Here is an 18541-nt window from a genome sequence, read left to right as displayed (position 1 = left end):
GGATTGAAAGTATGTTGAGGAGTTTGTATGTCGCTATCAAGAAATACAACACTAGAGCTTTTCAAACCCTCTGGTATCAGGCGTTTCTCGGCACTTGCTGCTGCAACACCAGGATGTATTTCTTTAACTATTGGAGAGCCAGGAGAAGACACTCCAGCTCCTATTTGTAACTTAGTAGACAGAGAACTTGCAGCTGGAAACACGCATTATCCACCTAACATCGGTACTCCTGAGCTTAGAAGCGCTATTGCCGATTGGGAGTCTGCTCGTGGTATGAAGGTCGGTCAAGATGGTATTGTCGTTACCGTGGGAGCTGCGGAAGCCATTTCTGCAACTATGCTGACCCTTATGAATCCAGGTGACGAGGTTATTATTCCTGAACCAGCGTATCTGGTATACAGGACACTCTGCCAGCTTAATCGTGGTGTAGTTGTGTCGCTTGATACCAGCGCCAATCATTTCCAGATTGATGTTGAGCAGCTTAAATCAAAGATTTCAGAGAAGACAAAGCTTATTGTGCTGACTTCTCCCAACAATCCTACGGGATGTATTTATACAAAAGAGTCGCTTGATGCGGTGGCAGAACTTGCCCGTAAACACGGCTTTTATGTTTTATGCGATGACGTTTATAGAGAACTTACGTATGTTCAGAATGTTCCTCGTTTTGTAGAGCTTTATCCAGACTTAGCTGATCGCTGCATTGTGACAAATAGTTTCTCCAAACCATGGGCAATGACGGGTTGGAGACTTGGTTGGGTTGCTACCTCTGATGAGCTTGCAGCAGATATTGGAAAGGTCCACGCCCAGCTGGTGTCTTCTGTTCCTTCATTTTTGCAGCCAGCTGCTCTCTATGCACTTTCTTACGATGTCTCGCCTATGCGCAGAAACTATCAAAAGCGCAGGCAGATTGTACTTTCTGCGCTTCAAGATATGAAACTTCCTGTTGAAGAGCCAGAAGGTGCCTTCTACGCATTTCCATCAATCAAGGAATTTGCCCTTGATTCTGAGGCGTTTTGTGAGCGAGCAATCAAGGAGTTTGGTATTGCACTGGTGCCTGGCGTTTTCTTCGGCGCTGAGGGCTATGTACGTATTAGTTACGCTGCCTCAGACAAGAATCTGACAGAAGGTCTTTCTCGCCTTAAGACTTTTGTTAATACTTTGCGAGAAGAACAAAACTAGCCCAAATACAGAGCTTTCTGTGGTAGGGTTTTACTGTCAATAGAGGAGCGAGCACGATGGGTTCTGGGTTAGTCGGCAGGCAGTGACCCCAGAAGGAGGCGAGGTTCGCCGAACTTGGCAATCAGGCGTGGTTGTCAGGTGGGCTTGTATGAAATACATGCAAGACTGTCCGAGATTTCGGGGGTGCTACTTTGACGGTGTATTGCGCCCCCAATTTGAGGGGGAGCTTTGAGTAAGAAACCGTTTGTTTCTGTAGATGCCCTAGAGGCAATCACTACGACGTATCCAACGCCATTTCACCTGTATAACAAGGCAGAGATTGTTCGCCGCGCAAAGCTGTTACAAGAGGCTTTTAGCTGGAACGCTGGCTTTAAAGAGTACTTTGCGGTGAAGGCTACGCCAAATCCATACATTGTGAAGTTGCTTGCAGAACTTGGCTGTGGCTGTGACTGTGCAAATGCTACCGAGCTCACGCTTGCAAAAGCCTGTGGAGTTACCGGCCAAAACATTATGCTCTCGTCAAATGACACTACGGTGCTTGACTTTGCTCGCGCTCATGAGCTGGGAGCCATTATCAACTTGGACGCTGGTGGCGATATGCTTACAACGCTTGAAGAAGCGGTGGGAAGCAACATGCCCCAGGTTATGTGTGCACGCCTTAATCCTGGTGGCGTGTTTGAGTCGCAAAATGGCATTATTGGAAATCCCGATGACGCTAAGTTTGGCATGACAGAAGAGCAGCTTTTCCAGACGTTTGCGTATCTTAAGGCCAAGGGCGTGACCGAGTTTGGCCTTCATGCGTTTTTGGCTAGTAACGCTCAGGAAGAGGACTACTATCCAAACCTTGCACGCGTCCTCTTTAAGCTGGCTGTTAAGCTGCACAAAGAACTTGATATTCATATTGGCTTTATTGATCTTTCTGGTGGTATTGGTGTGGCGTATGAGCCAGACCAAGTGGAGCCCGATGTCTTGGCCATTGGCCAGGGCGTAAAGCGCGCCTTTGAAGAGGTTCTAGTTCCTGCAGGTATGGGAGACGTTTCTATCTATACCGAGCTTGGACGTTGGCTTTTGGGTCCTGCTGGCGCACTTGTTACTCGTGTTCTGCACCAAAAAGAGACGTACCGTCACTACCTTGGCGTGGACGCTTGTGCGGCAAACCTTATGCGACCCGCAATCTACGACGCTTATCACCACATCACCGTTATGGGCAAAGAGGATGCTCCCGCAACTCATACGTACAACGTTGTAGGCGGACTTTGCGAGAATAACGATCAGTTTGCAAAGAATCGCCAGCTCCCGGAGGTGTCCGTGGGTGACCTTCTGTTCATCCACGATACGGGCGCTCATGGTTTCTCGATGGGCTATAACTACAACGGCCGTCTGCGTTCTGCTGAGCTGCTGCTTCTAGAAGACGGATCCGCGCAGCTTATTCGCCGTGCCGAGACAGAAGCAGATTACTTTGCAACGCTTGCATTTGACGGCTCAGACTTTTCAGATCTTGCACAACAAACAACTATAAACACCACACGTTAGAGGGCGAGAAAAACTATGGACATGAAGAACGTAACTGGCGCAATTACCGCTTTAGTAACCCCATTTGATGCACAGGGAAATGTTGACTTTGAGGCACTTGAGCACTTTGTTGATTTCCAGATTGAGCAGGGAATTGACGGTATTTTGGCCCTTGGTACTACTGGCGAGTCCTCAACCATGACAGACGAGGAGGACATCGAGGTAGTTAAGGCCATTCTTGCACGAGCCCAGGGCAGAGTTCCTGTTATTGGTGGTGCTGGCTCCAACTCTTCTGCTGAGTCTTTGCGCAAGGCAGAAGCTCTAGAGAAGGCGGGCGTTGACGGTCTGCTGCTAATTACCCCTTACTACAACAAGAGTAACGAAGAGGGTATCTACCAGCACTTCTCGTATGTACTGGACCGCGTTGATGTCCCTTGTATTTTGTATAACATCCCAGGTAGAACGGGCTGCTCAATTTCTGTGCGCAATGTTCAGAGACTTGCTGCACATCCAAATGCTTGGGGTATCAAAGAGGCTTCTGGCGATATTGCATACGCAACAAAGGTTGCTCGTTATCTGAGCGACGACTTTACTATGTGGTCAGGAAATGACGACATGATTGTGCCTTTGCTTTCTCTGGGCGCATCTGGTGTTATTTCTGTTTGGTCTAACCTGGATCCAAAGATGGTTCATGACCTGGTAGCTGCATGGCATCGCGGAGAGGTTTCTCTTGCTCGTGAGCTCCAGCTTCAGTATCTTGACCTGGTTCACGCTCTCTTCTGTGAAGTTAATCCAATTCCTGTCAAGGCCGCATTGGCCCGCATGGGACTTATGGAAGAGAATTATCGTCTGCCTCTGTGGAAGATGACTGATGAGCACGCAGAGGTGCTTGAAAACGCTATGAGAAAGGCTGGTCTTCTTGATGCCTAGTGCAGTAGTAATTGGTACCGGCAAGATGGGAAAGCTCATCGAGCAAACCCTGATTGCTCACGGTTTTGAGGTGCTTGGTGCGTTTGGTCACGAGAATATCAATCAGTTGAATACCATTGAGCAGACGCCTGATGTGGTTGTGGATTTCTCTGGCGTTGCTGCCTTTGATGCTGTTGTCGGCTTTGTACGTGAGCGCGGGTGCGCACTTGTTTCTGGCACCACGGGTTTCTCGCCAGAGCAGCTTTCAGAGCTGAAGCAGCTGGGGGAGAGCGTGCCGGTGATTCACGCGGCAAACTATTCGGTGGGCGTTGCCGTGTTGAGGCGCGCGGTGGCAATGGCTGCTGAGGCGCTTAACGGCTGGGATACCGAGATTGTGGAGACGCACCACAACCAGAAGGTTGACGCTCCGTCCGGCACAGCAAAGCTGCTGCTCGCCGCTATTGACCCAGAGGGAACTCGTCCCGTTGTTTCTGGCCGCGAGGGCTTCTGCGGAGCTCGCACCAAAGACGAGATTGGCGTGTTTGCGCTCAGAGGCGGCACGGTGGCTGGCACTCATGAGGTGCACTTCTTTGGACAGGATGAGGAAGTCTGTCTGACTCATCGCGCAACATCACGTCAGATTTTTGTGAACGGTGCCGTTGCTTGTGCTGAGAGATTGCTTACAAAAGCTCCAGGTTTTTATACCTTTGAAGAGTTGATTTTTGGATAACCGCATGTGCTGACCTGTATAGGTTAGCATCTGTTTGATTGAGAAAGGACGTGCATGGACGCCCAGGAAATTATTAACTACATTGCTACGTCAGAGAAGAAGACCCCCATTAAGCTCTTCGTCAAAGAGCGTGAGGGTGCTTCTGTGTCTTACGGCTCTTCTCGCGTGTATGGTGAGGGCACCTCAAAGGTAGTCTTTGGTGACTGGTCCGAGCTCAAGAGCGTTGTTGAGCAGAATGCAGACGCATTTGAGTATTTTGACATCGAGAATGACCGTCGAAACTCTGGTGTTCCTCTGCTTAACATGAAGGACGTAAACGCACGTATTGAGCCAGGTGCACTGATTCGTGAGCGCGTTGAGATTGGTAACAATGCCGTCATTATGATGGGTGCTGTTATTAATATTGGTGCTGTTATTGGTGAGGGCACCATGATTGACATGGGTGCTGTTCTTGGCGGCCGTGCAACCGTTGGCAAGAACTGCCACATTGGTGCTGGTACTGTTCTTGCTGGTGTTGTTGAGCCTGCATCTGCTACGCCAGTTATTGTTGAGGATAACGTCCTTATTGGCGCAAATGCCGTGGTTATCGAGGGCATTCGTGTTGGAGAGGGCGCTGTTGTCGCAGCAGGTGCTGTAGTAGTTGAGGACGTTCCAGCAAACGCCGTGGTAGCGGGATGTCCTGCACGTGTGATAAAAATGAAGGACCAGAAAACAGAGGGCAAGACAGCTTTGGTTGATGCTCTCCGCACGTTGTAATCGAGGTTACATGCCAGACGGCTCCAAAAAAGCACAGGGTTTTACCACCAACATTTCCTGCGTACACACAGAAAATTGGGCAGAGAAAAAAGAAGATTCTTGGTTTACCTACGAACTTCTCGCCGAAGATCCTAAGACGCATGCACGCGCCGGCATCTTCCATACGCCTCATGGTGATATTCCAACGCCTATTTTTATGCCGGTTGGTACTAAGGCAACCGTTAAAGGTTTGATGACCGATACCGTTCGTGACCTTGGTGCCAAAATTATTCTGGCAAATACGTACCATCTGTCTCAGCGCCCAGGAGATGAGCTGGTTGCACAGATGGGTGGCTTGCATGACTTTATGCAGTGGCATGGACCAATTCTGACGGATTCAGGCGGATTCCAGGTCTTTAGTCACGAGGAGTTCATGAAGCTCTCTGACGAGGGCGTTAAATTCCGTGCGGTAGATTATGACGGCGCATGGTCGTACTGGACGCCAGAAACTAATATGCAGATTGCGCAGAACCTTGGTGCAGACATTGTTATGCAGCTTGATCAGTGCGTAGGCTATCCTGCCGAGCGCAAAAAAGTTGAGCGCGGAGTTGAGCTTTCAAGCGCATGGGCCGAAAGGTGCTTTAAGACTCATACCCGTCCTGATCAGGCGCTCTTTGGCATTGTTCAGGGTGGCATGCATCTTGATTTGCGTAGGCGCTCCATTGAGCACCTTGAGTCGATTGGCGATTTCCCTGGTTATGGCATTGGTGGCTATTCCGTTGGAGAGCCTCACGAGGTTATGTTTGAGACGCTGGCGCCACTTTGCGCCGATTACATGCCACGTAACAAGCCTCGCTACCTGATGGGCGTTGGTAATCCGTCCACGCTGATCCGCGGTGTTGCTTGTGGCATTGATATGTTTGACTGCGTGCTTCCAACGCGCACCGCACGTATGGGTACCGCGTTTTCCCATGAGGGCCGCATGAACCTCAAGAACGCTAAGTACTTTGCTGATGCGGGTCCTATTGATGCTCAGTGCACCTGCCCTGTCTGTACGGGCGGTTATTCTCGCGCGTACATCAATCACCTGGTCAAGCAACATGAGATGCTAGGCGGTCAGCTGCTTTCTATGCACAACATTTACTTCCTGCTTGAGCTTATGCGCCAGGCACGAGAAGCAATTCTCGCAGGTACCTACAGCGATTTTGTTGAGGAGTGGGAAAACTCTGACGGCGTGGTTGATTTCTAAGTTCGCCTGGCGAGAACCCCGTCTTCTTGATAGCCCTGCGCAAGCAACTTTGATTTAAATTTTTTATGACTAGCTCACTAATTTGTGGGCTAGTCATTTTTTGTCCGGTGACATGGGTAGAATAAAAGAGATAAACATTCGCGGGCGCCCGAGGTGCCCCTGGCTGGCTCTGCCGCCACAGAAAAGAGGACATGATGCCCGGCATCGAGAAAAGCACTCGTTGGAGTGTTCTTACACAAGACGTATATCTAGAGTCGCTGTTTAAAAAAGAATTGCACGTTACGCCACTTGTTGCTCGTGTATTAGTAGCACGTGGATTCACTGATGTAGCCACAGCTCAAGAGTTTCTCTCGCCATCCTTGCAAAGGGATTGGCTTGATCCACAGTGTATTCCTGGAATGGCTGAGGTTGCCGCCCACGTTCATAAGGCAATTGTTGAGCATAAAAAGATTGCCGTTTTTGGTGATTTTGATGTTGATGGAATGAGCTCAACGTGTTTGCTTACCCTGGCTTTACGTCGATTGGGAGCAGATGTTTTGCCGTATATTCCGCATCGTTTTGGTGAGGGATACGGACTTTCAAAAGAGGCTCTTGCAAGAGTTTTGCAGGATAGGAAGCCAGATTTAATTATTACGGTAGACAATGGCATTGCTGCTGCTCAAGAGGTTGCTTGGCTTTTGCAGCAGGGGATTGATGTTGTTGTTACCGATCATCATGAGCCCGCAGATCTGGTGCCCCAAGGTGTTCCAGTCACTGATCCAAAGCTTGTTGAAGATTGTCCTTCTAGAGAACTTGCTGGTGCAGGCGTTGCCCTTAAGCTGGTGCAGGTTTTAGGGCAGCTTCAAGATCAGCCTCAGCTTTGGCTTGATTACATTGATGTTGCTATGTTGGGCACGCTGTCTGACATGATGATGCTCAACAAAGAGAATCGTGCACTGGTTTCTGAAGGTGTTAAGCGTCTCCAGAAAGGTCTTCGTCCAGGTCTTGTGGCTCTAGCTGCTGTTGCTGGTCAAGATATTGCCCAGATTTCTGCAGATAATCTACCGTTTTCTATTATTCCTCGCCTTAATGCAGCAGGGCGCATGGGTACTACTGATATTGCTCTTGACCTTCTTCTTACAGAAGACGCTGAAGAGGCAACGATTCTTGCCGGCAAGTTAGAAGAGATTAATGCTGAGCGTCGTGCTATTGAGGCAAAGCTTACCGACGAATCTCTTGAGCAGGCAAAAGAAATTTACGACGGCGGCCACGCAATTGTGCTTGCCAAAGAGGGTTGGCATGAGGGTGTAAAGGGCATTGTTGCTTCAAGAATTGTTAATCGCTATCACGTGCCTTGCATTCTGTTTACCATCCAAGATGGAGTTGCTCGCGGTTCTGGCCGCTCTGTTGGTTCCGTTGATTTATTCCACGCCGTTGAACAGTGTGCAGACCTTACCGTCCGTTTTGGTGGCCACCAAGGAGCCGTTGGCGTAACGGTAGAAACAGCAAAGATTGACGCATTTAGAAAGCGTTTATCAAAGGTTATGGCAGAGCTTCCAGAAGAAGAGTTTGAGGCTTCAGGAGAAGTTACTGCCCTGGTAAACCTTGATGAAATTACCATCAACTCCATTGACGCCCTTGAGGCACTGCAACCTTTTGGTCAGGGTAATAAAAAGCCGCTCTTTGGCGTCAAGGGTGTAGTGATGAAGAATCGCTCGCGTGTTGGCGCAGGCGGAGCTCATCTTTGCTTTATGGCTTCAAATGGTATTTCTTCAATTTCATCCATCATGTTTAGAACACCTCATGTTGAGGCGGCAGCTGAGTATGACGGTGCTGTTGATTTGATTTTTGAAGCAGTTAACGAGACCTGGCAGGGCAGAACTAAGCCAAAACTCATGGTCAGAGATATTCTCTACAGAGACTTTACCGATGAAGATGACGGCCCCATTGAAGCAGATCTTCTTGGCAGTGCTGCTGACTTGCCCCTTGTGGTTACCAAGGAGACTACAGAGGCTGATGAGGCCTCCCAAGAACAAGCGCAGCAAAAGCGCCGTGAGCTGGAGAGTCTTTCTTCTGAGGAGCTTACCCAGACCCTGGTCACGTCCATGATTGGTTCAAGAGAGCTCTTGCCTCTGCAAAAGAAAACGCTAGAGGTTCTCTCTCAAGGAACGTCTTGTCTCTCTGTTATGGCAACAGGTAGAGGTAAATCGCTTATCTTCCAGGTTCATGCTGCTCGTGTTGCGCTGCTGCAACATAAAATGAGCGTGTTTGTCTATCCGCTGCGCGCCCTCATTAACGACCAGGTTCAAAGCATAAAAAACACCTTTGAGCCTCTAGGAATTTCTGTCGAGGTACTCAACGGAGAAACAGACCTTTCCAGCCGAGAAGACCTGTTTGCTCGCATGACAAACAATGAGCTTGATATTGTGCTGACTACTCCAGAGTTCTTCTCGCTCCACGCTGATCAATTTGCCAAGGCGCAAAACATCTCATTTGTAGTGTTTGACGAGGCACATCATGTGGGCATGAATGCTTCTGAGGGCAGACTTGCGTATGCACACATGCCGCAGGTACTAAAGATGCTTGGGAGTCCGCAGATACTTGCCACAACAGCTACGGCTACCACGCAGGCAGCCCAGAATATCTGCGAGCTTCTCTCCATTGAAGCAGAGCATGTATACAAAGACAAAACGGCTCGTACTAACCTTGAACTCAGGGACCTTCGTGGTGCTAAGGATAGGGAATGTGCGCTGCTTTCTCTTGTGTCAGATGGCACAAAAACGGTTGTCTACGTCAATTCAAGGGAGCAAGCGCAGGCACTGACGCGTATGTTGCGCCATCGTATTCCAGAACTTGGTCATAAGATTGCGTTCTATCATGCGGGTCTAACACCTCAGATACGCAAGAACGTTGAACGCGCTTTTAGGCGTGGAGACGTTTGTTGCATCATTGCTACCAGTGCATTTGGCGAAGGCGTCAATATCTCTGATATTCGCCAGGTTATTCTGTATCACCTGCCGTTTGGTCGCGTTGCCTTCAATCAGATGAGCGGACGCGCAGGTAGAGACGGTAAGCCTTCTGTAATTCAGATGCTATTTGATGCGCATGATATGCGCGTTAACGAGCGCATCCTTTCTTCTCATGCACCACAGCGAGAAGCCCTGGTAGCTGTCTACCGCGCGCTTACGGCACTGCAGCCAAAGCTTGGTGCTCAGACAGCCGATTCAGCACTCACTGATGAAGATATTGCGCAGATGGCGCTAGAAATTGACCCGCGATCTAAGGCTGACGAGCAAACCGTTCGTGTTGCACTTGACGTTTTTGCTGAGCTAGGGTTTATTAGCATTGAAGGATTTGATCAAACGCGAACAATCTCCGTCAATAGTCAAGCTTCGCACATGGACTTGCTGGAGTCCGCACGCTACGCTGAGGGGCTTAAAGCGCACGCTGAGTTTGAATCATTTGCTGAATGGGTACTTTCTGCTTCACCAGATGAGCTGGCAGATGCTATAACAAAACCCATCGTTCCAGAAATTGGTTCAACGTTTGATGGGGGAAGGGAGTCCTCTGATGAGTGATGAGAGGACCACAAAAGAGGCCAAGGCGCCAGGCGCGGATAATTACCGTCTGCTTGAGGGAGCCGTGCGCACATATTTACCTGAGGAAGCTCAGGCAAAGATTGCTGCTGCATATGCCTTTGCTGCTGACTATCACAAAGATCAGCGTCGTCGTTCTGGCGAGCCTTATATTAACCACCCAGTTGAAGTGGCCCTTATTCTTGCGCACGATCTTCATATGGATGAAGACACCATCTGCGCTGCCCTTATGCACGATACCGTAGAAGATACGTCTGCCTCACTAGATGAAATTTCTTCTCGCTTTGGTGAGTCAGTGGCTGAGCTTGTTGACGGCGTCACAAAACTTACGTCCATCGAAGTCAGTTCAATGGACGAGAAACAAGCGCTTAACCTGCGTAAAATGTTCCTTGCTATGTCAAAGGACATCCGCGTTGTTATCATCAAGCTTGCCGACCGTCTTCATAACATGCGTACGCTGGCAGCACTTCCACCGGATCGTCGTCTGTTTAAGGCGCGAGAAACCATGGACGTGTATGCACCACTTGCTGACCGTCTGGGTATCTCTTCGGTTAAGTGGGAGCTTGAGGATTTGTCTTTCTTCTGGCTTGAACCAGAGGAGTACCAGCGTGTTGCTCGCATGGTCTCTGACTCTCGTGCACAAAGAGAGAATGACCTCAACAACGCTAAAAAGACTCTGACAGATGAGCTTAATGCCGCTGGTCTTACTGACTTCCAGATTACGGGACGTCCTAAGCACCTGTGGTCCATTTATCAAAAGATGGTCCGCAAGGGCAGGGAGTTCTCCAACATCTACGATCTTATCGCCTTGCGCGTCATTACTAAAAACGTAGGCGATTGCTATTCAGCACTTGGCGCTATCCATGCACTGTGGCATCCAATGCCTGGTCGTTTCAAGGACTACATTGCAACACCAAAGGCAAATCTCTATCAGTCCTTGCATACAACGGTTATTGGCCCTGATGGTCGCCCTATTGAGATTCAGATTAGAACCGCCGAGATGCACGAGGCATCTGAGTACGGTATTGCTGCTCACTGGCTGTATAAGGAGCAGGGCAATTCAAAGGGCAAGATGTCCTCTGAAGACAAGCTTATTGATTCAACTATCAACTGGATTCGCCGCAGTCTTGACTGGGCTGTTGAAGACGATATTGACGACCCTCACGAGTTCTTGGATAACTTGCGCGTAGACCTCTTTGAGCATGAGATTTTTGTTTTCACGCCAAAGGGCGAGGTCATGAGCTTGCGTGTCAATTCAACACCTCTGGACTTTGCTTACGCTGTCCACACTGAGGTTGGTAATCACTGTGTTGGTGCGCGCGTTAATGGTTCTGTAGTTCCACTGACGCATACGCTTCAGATGGGCGATCGCATTGAGATTTTGACTAACAAGAACGCTCGCCCTTCTCGCGACTGGATGACGCTGGTAAAGACACCGTCCGCGCGCGCAAAGATCCGCAAGTATTTCTCGCAAGAGAACAAGTCTGATGATGCTGAGCGTGGCCGTTCTGAGCTTGCAAAAGAGCTGCGTAAGCGCGGTTATGGCATCAGTGCCACACGTACCGTCAAGGCGCTTGACCAGCTTACCGAGCAGTTTGATTATCGCAGCGTAGATGACCTGTTTGCAGGAATTGGTGCAGGTAATCAGTCTGCTAAGCAGGTTGTTAATCGCGTGAGCGAAATCTTGGAGAAGAAAAACCCCGAGGTTGTTACTGAGCAAGAGCGCAATGCCGCGCGACTTCAGGAGAAGAACAAGGCAATTGCAAACGATCAGCCATTGGTTCGCTCGTACGTTATTTCTCGTACCGCTAAGGGAAGTCGTCCCAAGAAATCTAATTGCGGCGTTGTGGTAAATGGCGATCCAGATTTGCTTGTTCATCTTGCGCATTGCTGCAATCCTGTTGCAGGTGACGATATCGTGGGCTTCATTACGCGCGGTCGCGGCGTTTCTGTTCACCGAGCTAATTGCCCTAACGTTAAAGACCTGCTTAACGATCCAAAGCGCATCATTCCTGTTTCTTGGGATGCCAGTGGTGCTACAGAATTTAGGGTTGAGATTGTCGTTGAGGCAGCGGACCGTATGGGTCTTCTCAAAGACGTTACGGTTGCGTTGTCTGACGCTGGCGCAAACATTCTTTCTGCTGCTACACAAGTAGGCGAGCAGGGCGTGGTACGCATGCGCTTCTTGGTTTCAATCTCTGATACCAGCTTGCTCGATACCTTATTTGCATTTGTAACTCGCGTGCCTTCCGTCTACGACGCTCGTCGTATTATGCCAGGTGAAGGCGCTAATCAGATGAGAAGGAGACTCTATGGCTAACCAGAATGAGGGCTGCTCCTGCGGCGGCCATCACCACGACGAAGAGCACGGACATGGCGGCTGCTGCGGCCATCATGGCGTGCACGGCCACGGTGAGCATGGTCACGGTGGATGCTGCGGTCATCATGGTCACGGTGGATGCCATCACGCAAAAGACCAGATTGGCATCTTTAAGGTAGGCCCCCTTGAGACCAACTGCTACATCTATGTTTCTGGTAATGAGTGCATGATTATTGACCCCGGTGCATCGGGTGCAGAGATTGCCGCTCAGCTGTTAAATCTTCAGCTCAAATACATTGTTGCTACTCACGGCCATGCAGACCATGTAGGCGGCGTTAAGGCTTTGAAGCTTGCGGTACCTGGCGCTCAGTATCTCATTAACGAGGCAGATAATGAGCTTGCACATAAGGCTCATAACTCAAACGAGATTTATGATGATGCTCCAGAGCCAGACGGTTTTCTCCACGAGGGAGATGTTCTCTCTGTTGGAACCGCTCAGTTCAAGATTATGGAAACGCCTGGTCACACTCCTGGCGGCATCGTTTTGGTGGGAGAAGGAACCGCTACTGGCGCCGTTTTTGTAGGCGACACGCTTTTCCAGGGCTCTGCTGGAAGAACTGACCTACCAGGTGGCAACTTTGAAACCCTCAAGGCTTCTTTGAATCGCATCAAGACTGAGCTTGATCCAACATCTGTCATCTTGTCCGGACACGGAAATCAAACATCTTTAGAGGCAGAGTTAGCAACTAATCCATTCTTACAGGATTAAATCAGCTACAACTTTGATGATTTAGCAAGACAGATTTGCATAGGTGCGGTATAGTACCTATGCAAACTTTTTAGCCCGAGTGGCGGAATGGCAGACGCGGAGGTCTCAAAAACCTTTGAGGAAACTCGTGTGGGTTCAAGTCCCACCTCGGGCACCAGCTAAAAGTTTAAGCTAGATGTGAATTTCTCGTCATATCTAACTTGGTACTTGTAATGTCTTCTTGTTAGAGGTAACCTTACAAGGTACTTTTGAAGCGGGATTGAACGTGAGTCCCCACCTACACAGCGCAAAAGCAGCTGTCTGGTCAGACAATTTAACCTTCGCACGCTACCTGTGCGTATTGTCTCCCAGTTGCTTGTGCACTGGGTTTTTTATTGGCGGACAAGCAATTGTCCAAGAGGGAAGGTGTACAAGATAGCCAAGAACGATGGTCCTCGCATTAATGAGGAAATCACTGCTCGCACGTGCCGTCTTATTGACGCTGATGGTAGTCAGCTTGGTCTTTTTGGCGTCAATGATGCAATGAAGAGAGCTCGTGAGCACGGTCTTGATCTCGTAGAGATTGCTCCAAATGCCGAGCCTCCTGTATGCAAGATTCTTGATTACAGTAAGTTCAAGTATGAGCAGGCTCGCAAGGCCAAGGCAGCTCGCAAGAACCAGGTCAAGATCGAAGTCAAAGAGATGAAGTTCCGCCCAAAGATTGATGTGGGCGATTACGAGACCAAGAAGGGTCACGTACTGCGCTTCCTCAAGAAGGGAGCACGCGTCAAGATCACCATCATGTTCCGTGGACGCGAGATGGCTCACCCAGAGCAGGGCCGTATTGTACTTGATCGCCTTGCTGAAGATTTGAAGCCTTTTGCCACAATTGAGCAGAAACCGCTCATTGAAGGCCGTAACATGCACATGCTCGTTGCTCCAATCAAGGGAGCGTTTGACGAGAAGCCCGAGGGTGCTGAGGATGGCACCACACAGGAGGAGAAGTAGTATGCCTAAGATGAAGACGCACAAGGGTTCGGCTAAGCGTTTCCGCCGCACCGGTACTGGCAAGATTATGCGTGCTAAGGCTTTTAAGAGCCACATTCTTACCAAGAAGTCCCAGAAGCGTATCCGTGGCTTCCGTAAAGAAGCTGTTCTTTCCGCTGGCGATGCAGCAGTAGTTTCTCAGCGTATGGGCGCTAAGAACTAAGCGCGCCATCCACCAGATCAAATAACAAGGAGTGATTAGATATGGCAAGAGTTAAGCGCGCAGTTGCTGGCCGCAAGAAGCGTCAGACGCTCGTCGAGCGCACAAAGGGTTATTACGGAACTTCCTCTCGTACCTTCCGTGGTATGAAGGAGCAGGCACAGCATTCTGGTCAGTATGCTTACCGTGACCGTCGTAACAAGAAGCGTGATTTCCGCGCACTGTGGATTCAGCGTATCAACGCTGCAGCACGCATCAACGACCTTTCTTACAGCAAGTTCATGCACGGCCTCAAGCTCGCTGGTGTTGAGCTTGACCGCAAGGTTCTCGCAGAGATTGCTTACTCTGACGAGCAGGGCTTCGCAGATCTTGCAGAGATCGCTAAGAAGGCACTTGCTGAGTAACCTCGGTTTGCACTGAGCAATTTTATTACAGCTAGATAGCTAGACCCCGTATGTCCTTTTGGATGTGCGGGGTTTTCTTTTGGCGAGAATTTCGCTGGGGGGCACGAACGGTCGAGGTCATGGCGCGCACAGTTGAGGTCACGACGCGCCTGATTTTCTCGCCATGTCTGAACGATTTGCCGGAAAAGTACACCATATCTGAGCTAATTGCCGGTTTTTCTCGCCATGTCTGAGTAAATTTACTCAGACATGATGCAGCTTTCAGGCTCAAAAATTTAGGGCTGAAGCGCCTATCTTTCATGCGCCTGATTTCATAAAAGAATCTGTAAATTTTGCCTAAAAATGCAAAAGAAACTGTGGATTTGCCTGATTTTGTTAAAGAATCTGTACCTCAAATACAGATTCTTTGCACTTTTCAGGCGCGCAATGTTGGAAAGTCATCCTTAGTGAGAAGAGCATGTCATTTGCGCACTTGGCGAGAAGAGCGCGCGGTTCAGAGGCCGAGAAATCCGTGTAGTCACAGCTTACATGGCGATCGATGTGGGTGCGGGAAGAGCTCAGCTGTTTTCCCGACTTATTCGCTCTTGTGGTCTCTGTGAATGAGCTCTTCGATGTGCTCATGCTCTTCTTCGTGGAGCTGCTTAATTTCTTCATCGAAGCCTGGATCTTTAGGGGTAATGAGTTCGTCTTCACCAGTCTTTGGATCAGTATGGTGAAGCAGAACAGGCTCAAAAAGATGCAGGTACTTTGCAAAGAAAGCAGACATAGTAAGTAGCATGACAAAAATTGCAATACGAGGCATCGTATTGACCTGCGTCATAATGAGCGAACCAACGCACAGAAGGGCAGTCCAACCGTACATCAAAAGAACTGCTTGGCGCTGGTTATAACCGTGAGCCATTAAGCGGTGATGGATGTGTCCACGATCAGCTGTGGCAAAACTAACATGTGCGCGTGTGCGGCGGACAATTGCCGAGAACGTATCAATAATTGGAATACCTGCAACGACGAGAGGAACAATGATGGTTGTGAGTCCCGCCCAACGAGTGACAGACAAAAGCGAAATTGTTCCCAAAGCAAATCCCAAGGTTAGCGAACCAGAATCGCCCATGAAGATTGTTGCAGGATAAGAGTTGTGAACTAAGAATCCCAGCGTGGTGCCAGCGATGGCTGCACTTAAAAGAGCTGCATCGAAGCGACCTGCCCAGATAGAAAGCACAAACATCGTGGTTGATGCGATGCAAGAAATACCTGCAGAAAGTCCATCAAGACCATCAATGAGGTTGATGATATTGGCGTAGGCAACCAGGTAGATGACAGTCGCTGGGTAGGCGAGCCATCCAAGATCCACAAAGCCGTACGCGGAAAACGGATCAACAACGTTACCGATAATCAGGCCACCCGCAGCGGCGATGCATGCAGCAATTACCTGACCAGCGAGTTTCTGAATAGGCTTGAGAGAAAAAATATCGTCGAGCAGGCCGGTCAAGAAAATTACCGCAAATGCAGCGCCAACAATCCAGAAGTTGACGTTGAGATAATAGCGAGAAGAAAGGGTGATTTCTGCATGTCCAAGGATTGCTTCAACGCCATAACGCACCAGCATAGCAACGGCTAACCCAAAGAAAATTGCAACGCCGCCCATGCGAGGAATAGGTTTTTTATTGACTCGACGTGCAGAGGGTTTATCGACAACTCCAAGCTTCCAAGCCAGTTGACGAACGGCAGGGGTAATCAGAGCTGAACCAAGACCAGCCGAGAGGAAAACACAAAACATGGTTACCCAGAGGTTCAAGCTACATACCCTCCAAAAAACAGTATTTAACTGCTAAAATCCACACCATTTAATTGTGCTTCTCATTAAAAAACAAGTCAAGACTTTAATCTTTTTATAATTTCTTTATAGTAAAAATTGTCCTTCTCCCGCGGTCTAAACTGGGTGAACCGACAAGTTTTTTCAGGGAGCCTAATCTCGTGTTCAGTACAGGCATCCTTCGTTGTTAAGGAAGCTGGAACGCTCGAGCGCGGCACCCACCTTATGAAGGTGGGTTCATAGATGACTGCGGGGAAGGATATTTTTGTGCCTCGGCAGTCTGTGTTTAAACTGTGAAGGCTCGCGGAGAGTCGCGACGGCTCACGGAAGAACACTGACAGTCCGCGGAAGAGCCGCAATGGTCCGTGGAAGCGTTGCGCGCCTCAGCACAAGTCTACAGCTACTCATTCCGCTCGCATAATCATTGACATACCTGCTCCTGATTGCCACAATAAGTACCGCAACGGGGATATAGCTCAGTTGGGAGAGCGCTGCCTTCGCAAGGCAGAGGCCGAGGGTTCGAATCCCTTTATCTCCACCATGACTTTGACGCGCGCAGAGACCCTGCGCGTTTTTTATACCACCATCTGCCTGAGCAGATACGACGGGAGGCGAGAAACCCTTGGGTAGTGCACCATCACCTCATGCCCTTACGTTTTCTGCCTACGACGTCTGTGAACTCTGCCCAAGGCGCTGCCATGCTCAAAGAAACGCTGGTAAAGCGGGCCTTTGTGGAGCTTCAAGCACCATTCGTGTGGCTCGTTCTGCGCTACACTTTTGGGAAGAACCTCCTATTTCGGGCGAGGCCGGATCAGGTGCAATTTTCTTCACAGGTTGCCCGCTCAGATGCGTGTTCTGCCAGAATCACCAGATCTCGCAAGAAGGTTTTGGCAAGCCAGTCACAACTGAGCGCCTAGCCCAGATGATGCTTGAACTGCAAGCTCAGGGTGCGCTCAACATCAACCTTGTAACTCCTTTGCACTTCTCGCCACACATAATTGAAGCAGTGACGCTGGCAAAAGAGGCGGGATTGACGCTCCCAATAGTGTGTAATACCTCGGGATATGAGCTGCCAGAGGTCGTACAGAAAGTTTCGAGCGTTATTGATATTTGGCTGACGGACGTCAAGTATGCAGACCCCGCGCTGGCAAAGGAGCTCTCGTACGCAGCAGATTACCCCGAGATGTCTATGGCCGCGCTTGAAGTTATGCATGACTCGGTGATGAGTCGTGGCGGGCGCAAGCTGGATGATGACGGTCGCATGTTGCAGGGCATCATTGTGCGCCATCTGGTCATGCCCACGCACGCGGATGATTCCTGCGAGGTGCTCAACCGCGTGTGGAATCTTTGTCATAATGATGTAGACGTATCAATCATGAATCAGTACACGCCCAACGAGCGCATGCGCGCGGCTGGCGGTCCGCTTTCTGGAACGCTTTCTGACGAGGAATACGAGTTGGTGCTCTGTCATGCGGATGACCTGGGCTTTGAGAACCTGTGGTGGCAGGAGGGTGGAACCGTCTCCGAGAGTTTTGTGCCAGCCTTTGACGCAACAGGCGTTGAGGGTCCCGCGCTCAAGCTCCGCTCGGCTCGCAGCAACGCTACCGACGCTTCAACCCGCACTACCACCAGCATCCCCGATACGCAAACCGAGGAGTAACCATGTCTGTCGAGAAACCCGAAGAGCTCCAAACCACCCCAGCGCCACAGGCGGCTGCGCTCACGGACGCGGAGCGCGCCGAGCTGGAAGCGCTTCGCGCAGAGAAAGAGCGCAGGGAGCTCGAGGCTCTTCGCGCAGAGAAGGAGCGCGCTGAGCTTGAGACGCTTCGTGCAGAGAAGACCCGTGCTGCCCAGGCAGAAGCTGCAGTTCAGGCAGAGGTGGATGCAGTAGCGGAAAGTGAAGCTCAGCAGCGTGCCGCACGTCAGGCAGCTCAGCAGGAGGCTGAGCAAGTCCGTCGCATTCAGGAGCAGCGCGCAAAGGGCCGTGCTCTCATGGAGCCCGATGAGGACGACGAAGACATCAAAATGCCTCTGGGGCAAAAAATTGTTATTGGAACTGTGGTAATTCTCGCAGTTGTCTTTGTTGTAAGCCAATTTATTTTGTAGGACTGCTACTCTAGATATATCGTCTCACCGTCAGTTTTTGACCAACCGAAAAGA

At 49.9% G+C, this 18541-nt stretch carries 15 protein-coding genes, 2 tRNA genes and 1 riboswitch; of the genes, 16 read left to right on the top strand and 1 reads right to left on the bottom strand.

All coding sequences use genetic code 11. The features are described from left to right. Positions 1 to 27: 27 nt before the first annotated feature. The 13 genes from HMPREF1647_RS02440 to rplT all read left to right on the top strand — a co-directional run bounded on the left by HMPREF1647_RS02440 (position 28) and on the right by rplT (position 14568). A complete protein-coding gene (locus HMPREF1647_RS02440) occupies positions 28 to 1179 on the top strand; it encodes a pyridoxal phosphate-dependent aminotransferase (RefSeq protein WP_035431760.1) in 1152 nt (383 codons plus the stop codon). Between the two features lie 32 nt (positions 1180 to 1211). Continuing rightward, positions 1212 to 1376, top strand: a riboswitch (Lysine riboswitch). A gap of 31 nt (positions 1377 to 1407) precedes the next feature. Continuing rightward, a complete protein-coding gene (locus HMPREF1647_RS02435; protein ID WP_035431758.1) occupies positions 1408 to 2712 on the top strand; it encodes a diaminopimelate decarboxylase family protein in 1305 nt (434 codons plus the stop codon). 15 nt (positions 2713 to 2727) lie between these two features. Then, the gene (dapA, locus tag HMPREF1647_RS02430) at positions 2728 to 3621 is read left to right on the top strand and encodes a 4-hydroxy-tetrahydrodipicolinate synthase (protein WP_035431756.1); all 894 of its coding nucleotides are present in this window, start codon (positions 2728 to 2730) and stop codon (positions 3619 to 3621) included. Next, entirely contained in the window at positions 3614 to 4330 is a 717-nt protein-coding gene (gene dapB / locus HMPREF1647_RS02425; protein WP_035431754.1) for a 4-hydroxy-tetrahydrodipicolinate reductase, read from the top strand. Before dapA ends, dapB begins: the two co-directional genes overlap by 8 nt. A 54-nt stretch (positions 4331 to 4384) precedes the next feature. Continuing rightward, on the top strand, positions 4385 to 5086 hold the full coding sequence (dapD, locus tag HMPREF1647_RS02420) for a 2,3,4,5-tetrahydropyridine-2,6-dicarboxylate N-acetyltransferase (RefSeq protein WP_035431752.1): 702 nt from the start codon (positions 4385 to 4387) through the stop codon (positions 5084 to 5086). Between the two features lie 10 nt (positions 5087 to 5096). Then, the gene (tgt, locus tag HMPREF1647_RS02415) at positions 5097 to 6314 is read left to right on the top strand and encodes a tRNA guanosine(34) transglycosylase Tgt (protein ID WP_035431750.1); all 1218 of its coding nucleotides are present in this window, start codon (positions 5097 to 5099) and stop codon (positions 6312 to 6314) included. A 194-nt stretch (positions 6315 to 6508) separates the two neighbouring features. After that, the gene (gene recJ, locus HMPREF1647_RS02410) at positions 6509 to 9871 is read left to right on the top strand and encodes a single-stranded-DNA-specific exonuclease RecJ (RefSeq protein WP_035431748.1); all 3363 of its coding nucleotides are present in this window, start codon (positions 6509 to 6511) and stop codon (positions 9869 to 9871) included. Continuing rightward, positions 9864 to 12209, top strand: coding sequence for a RelA/SpoT family protein (locus tag HMPREF1647_RS02405; protein ID WP_035431746.1), 2346 nt, complete (start codon positions 9864 to 9866; stop codon positions 12207 to 12209). The genes recJ and HMPREF1647_RS02405 overlap by 8 nt, the downstream gene beginning before the upstream one ends. Next, complete coding sequence (locus HMPREF1647_RS02400) at positions 12202 to 12978, top strand: MBL fold metallo-hydrolase (RefSeq protein WP_081933304.1); 777 nt, start codon at positions 12202 to 12204, stop codon at positions 12976 to 12978. The genes HMPREF1647_RS02405 and HMPREF1647_RS02400 overlap by 8 nt, the downstream gene beginning before the upstream one ends. Positions 12979 to 13051: 73 nt before the next feature. Further along, positions 13052 to 13135, top strand: a tRNA-Leu gene (locus HMPREF1647_RS02395). Between the two features lie 248 nt (positions 13136 to 13383). Beyond that, positions 13384 to 13965 carry a translation initiation factor IF-3 gene (gene infC, locus HMPREF1647_RS02390; protein WP_035428086.1) on the top strand — a complete coding sequence of 194 codons (582 nt, stop codon included), beginning with the start codon at positions 13384 to 13386 and terminating at the stop codon, positions 13963 to 13965. A gap of 1 nt (position 13966) precedes the next feature. Continuing rightward, entirely contained in the window at positions 13967 to 14167 is a 201-nt protein-coding gene (gene rpmI, locus HMPREF1647_RS02385) for a 50S ribosomal protein L35 (RefSeq protein ID WP_012808612.1), read from the top strand. Positions 14168 to 14208: 41 nt separating this feature from the next. Next, complete coding sequence (gene rplT, locus HMPREF1647_RS02380) at positions 14209 to 14568, top strand: 50S ribosomal protein L20 (protein ID WP_035428088.1); 360 nt, start codon at positions 14209 to 14211, stop codon at positions 14566 to 14568. 574 nt (positions 14569 to 15142) lie between these two features. Here the strand turns inward: rplT and HMPREF1647_RS02375 are convergent. Continuing rightward, on the bottom strand, positions 15143 to 16345 hold the full coding sequence (locus HMPREF1647_RS02375; RefSeq protein WP_052039102.1) for a glycosyltransferase family 4 protein: 1203 nt from the start codon (positions 16343 to 16345) through the stop codon (positions 15143 to 15145). A 501-nt stretch (positions 16346 to 16846) separates the two neighbouring features. Between HMPREF1647_RS02375 and HMPREF1647_RS02370 the strand changes: the two genes are divergently transcribed. The 3 genes from HMPREF1647_RS02370 (at position 16847) to HMPREF1647_RS02360 (ending at position 18487) form a co-directional block, all read left to right on the top strand. Continuing rightward, positions 16847 to 16922 (top strand) — tRNA-Ala (locus HMPREF1647_RS02370). A gap of 81 nt (positions 16923 to 17003) precedes the next feature. Then, complete coding sequence (locus HMPREF1647_RS02365; protein WP_035431742.1) at positions 17004 to 18041, top strand: radical SAM protein; 1038 nt, start codon at positions 17004 to 17006, stop codon at positions 18039 to 18041. Between the two features lie 2 nt (positions 18042 to 18043). Next, positions 18044 to 18487 (top strand): hypothetical protein, encoded by a 444-nt coding sequence (locus HMPREF1647_RS02360; protein WP_052039099.1) that lies wholly within the window; start codon positions 18044 to 18046, stop codon positions 18485 to 18487. Positions 18488 to 18541 lie beyond the last annotated feature (54 nt).

It is taken from the genome of Lancefieldella parvula DNF00906 (assembly GCF_000758945.1).
Classification (GTDB): Bacteria; Actinomycetota; Coriobacteriia; order Coriobacteriales; family Atopobiaceae; genus Lancefieldella; species Lancefieldella parvula_C.
This window is presented reverse-complemented; position numbering and strand designations above follow the sequence as displayed.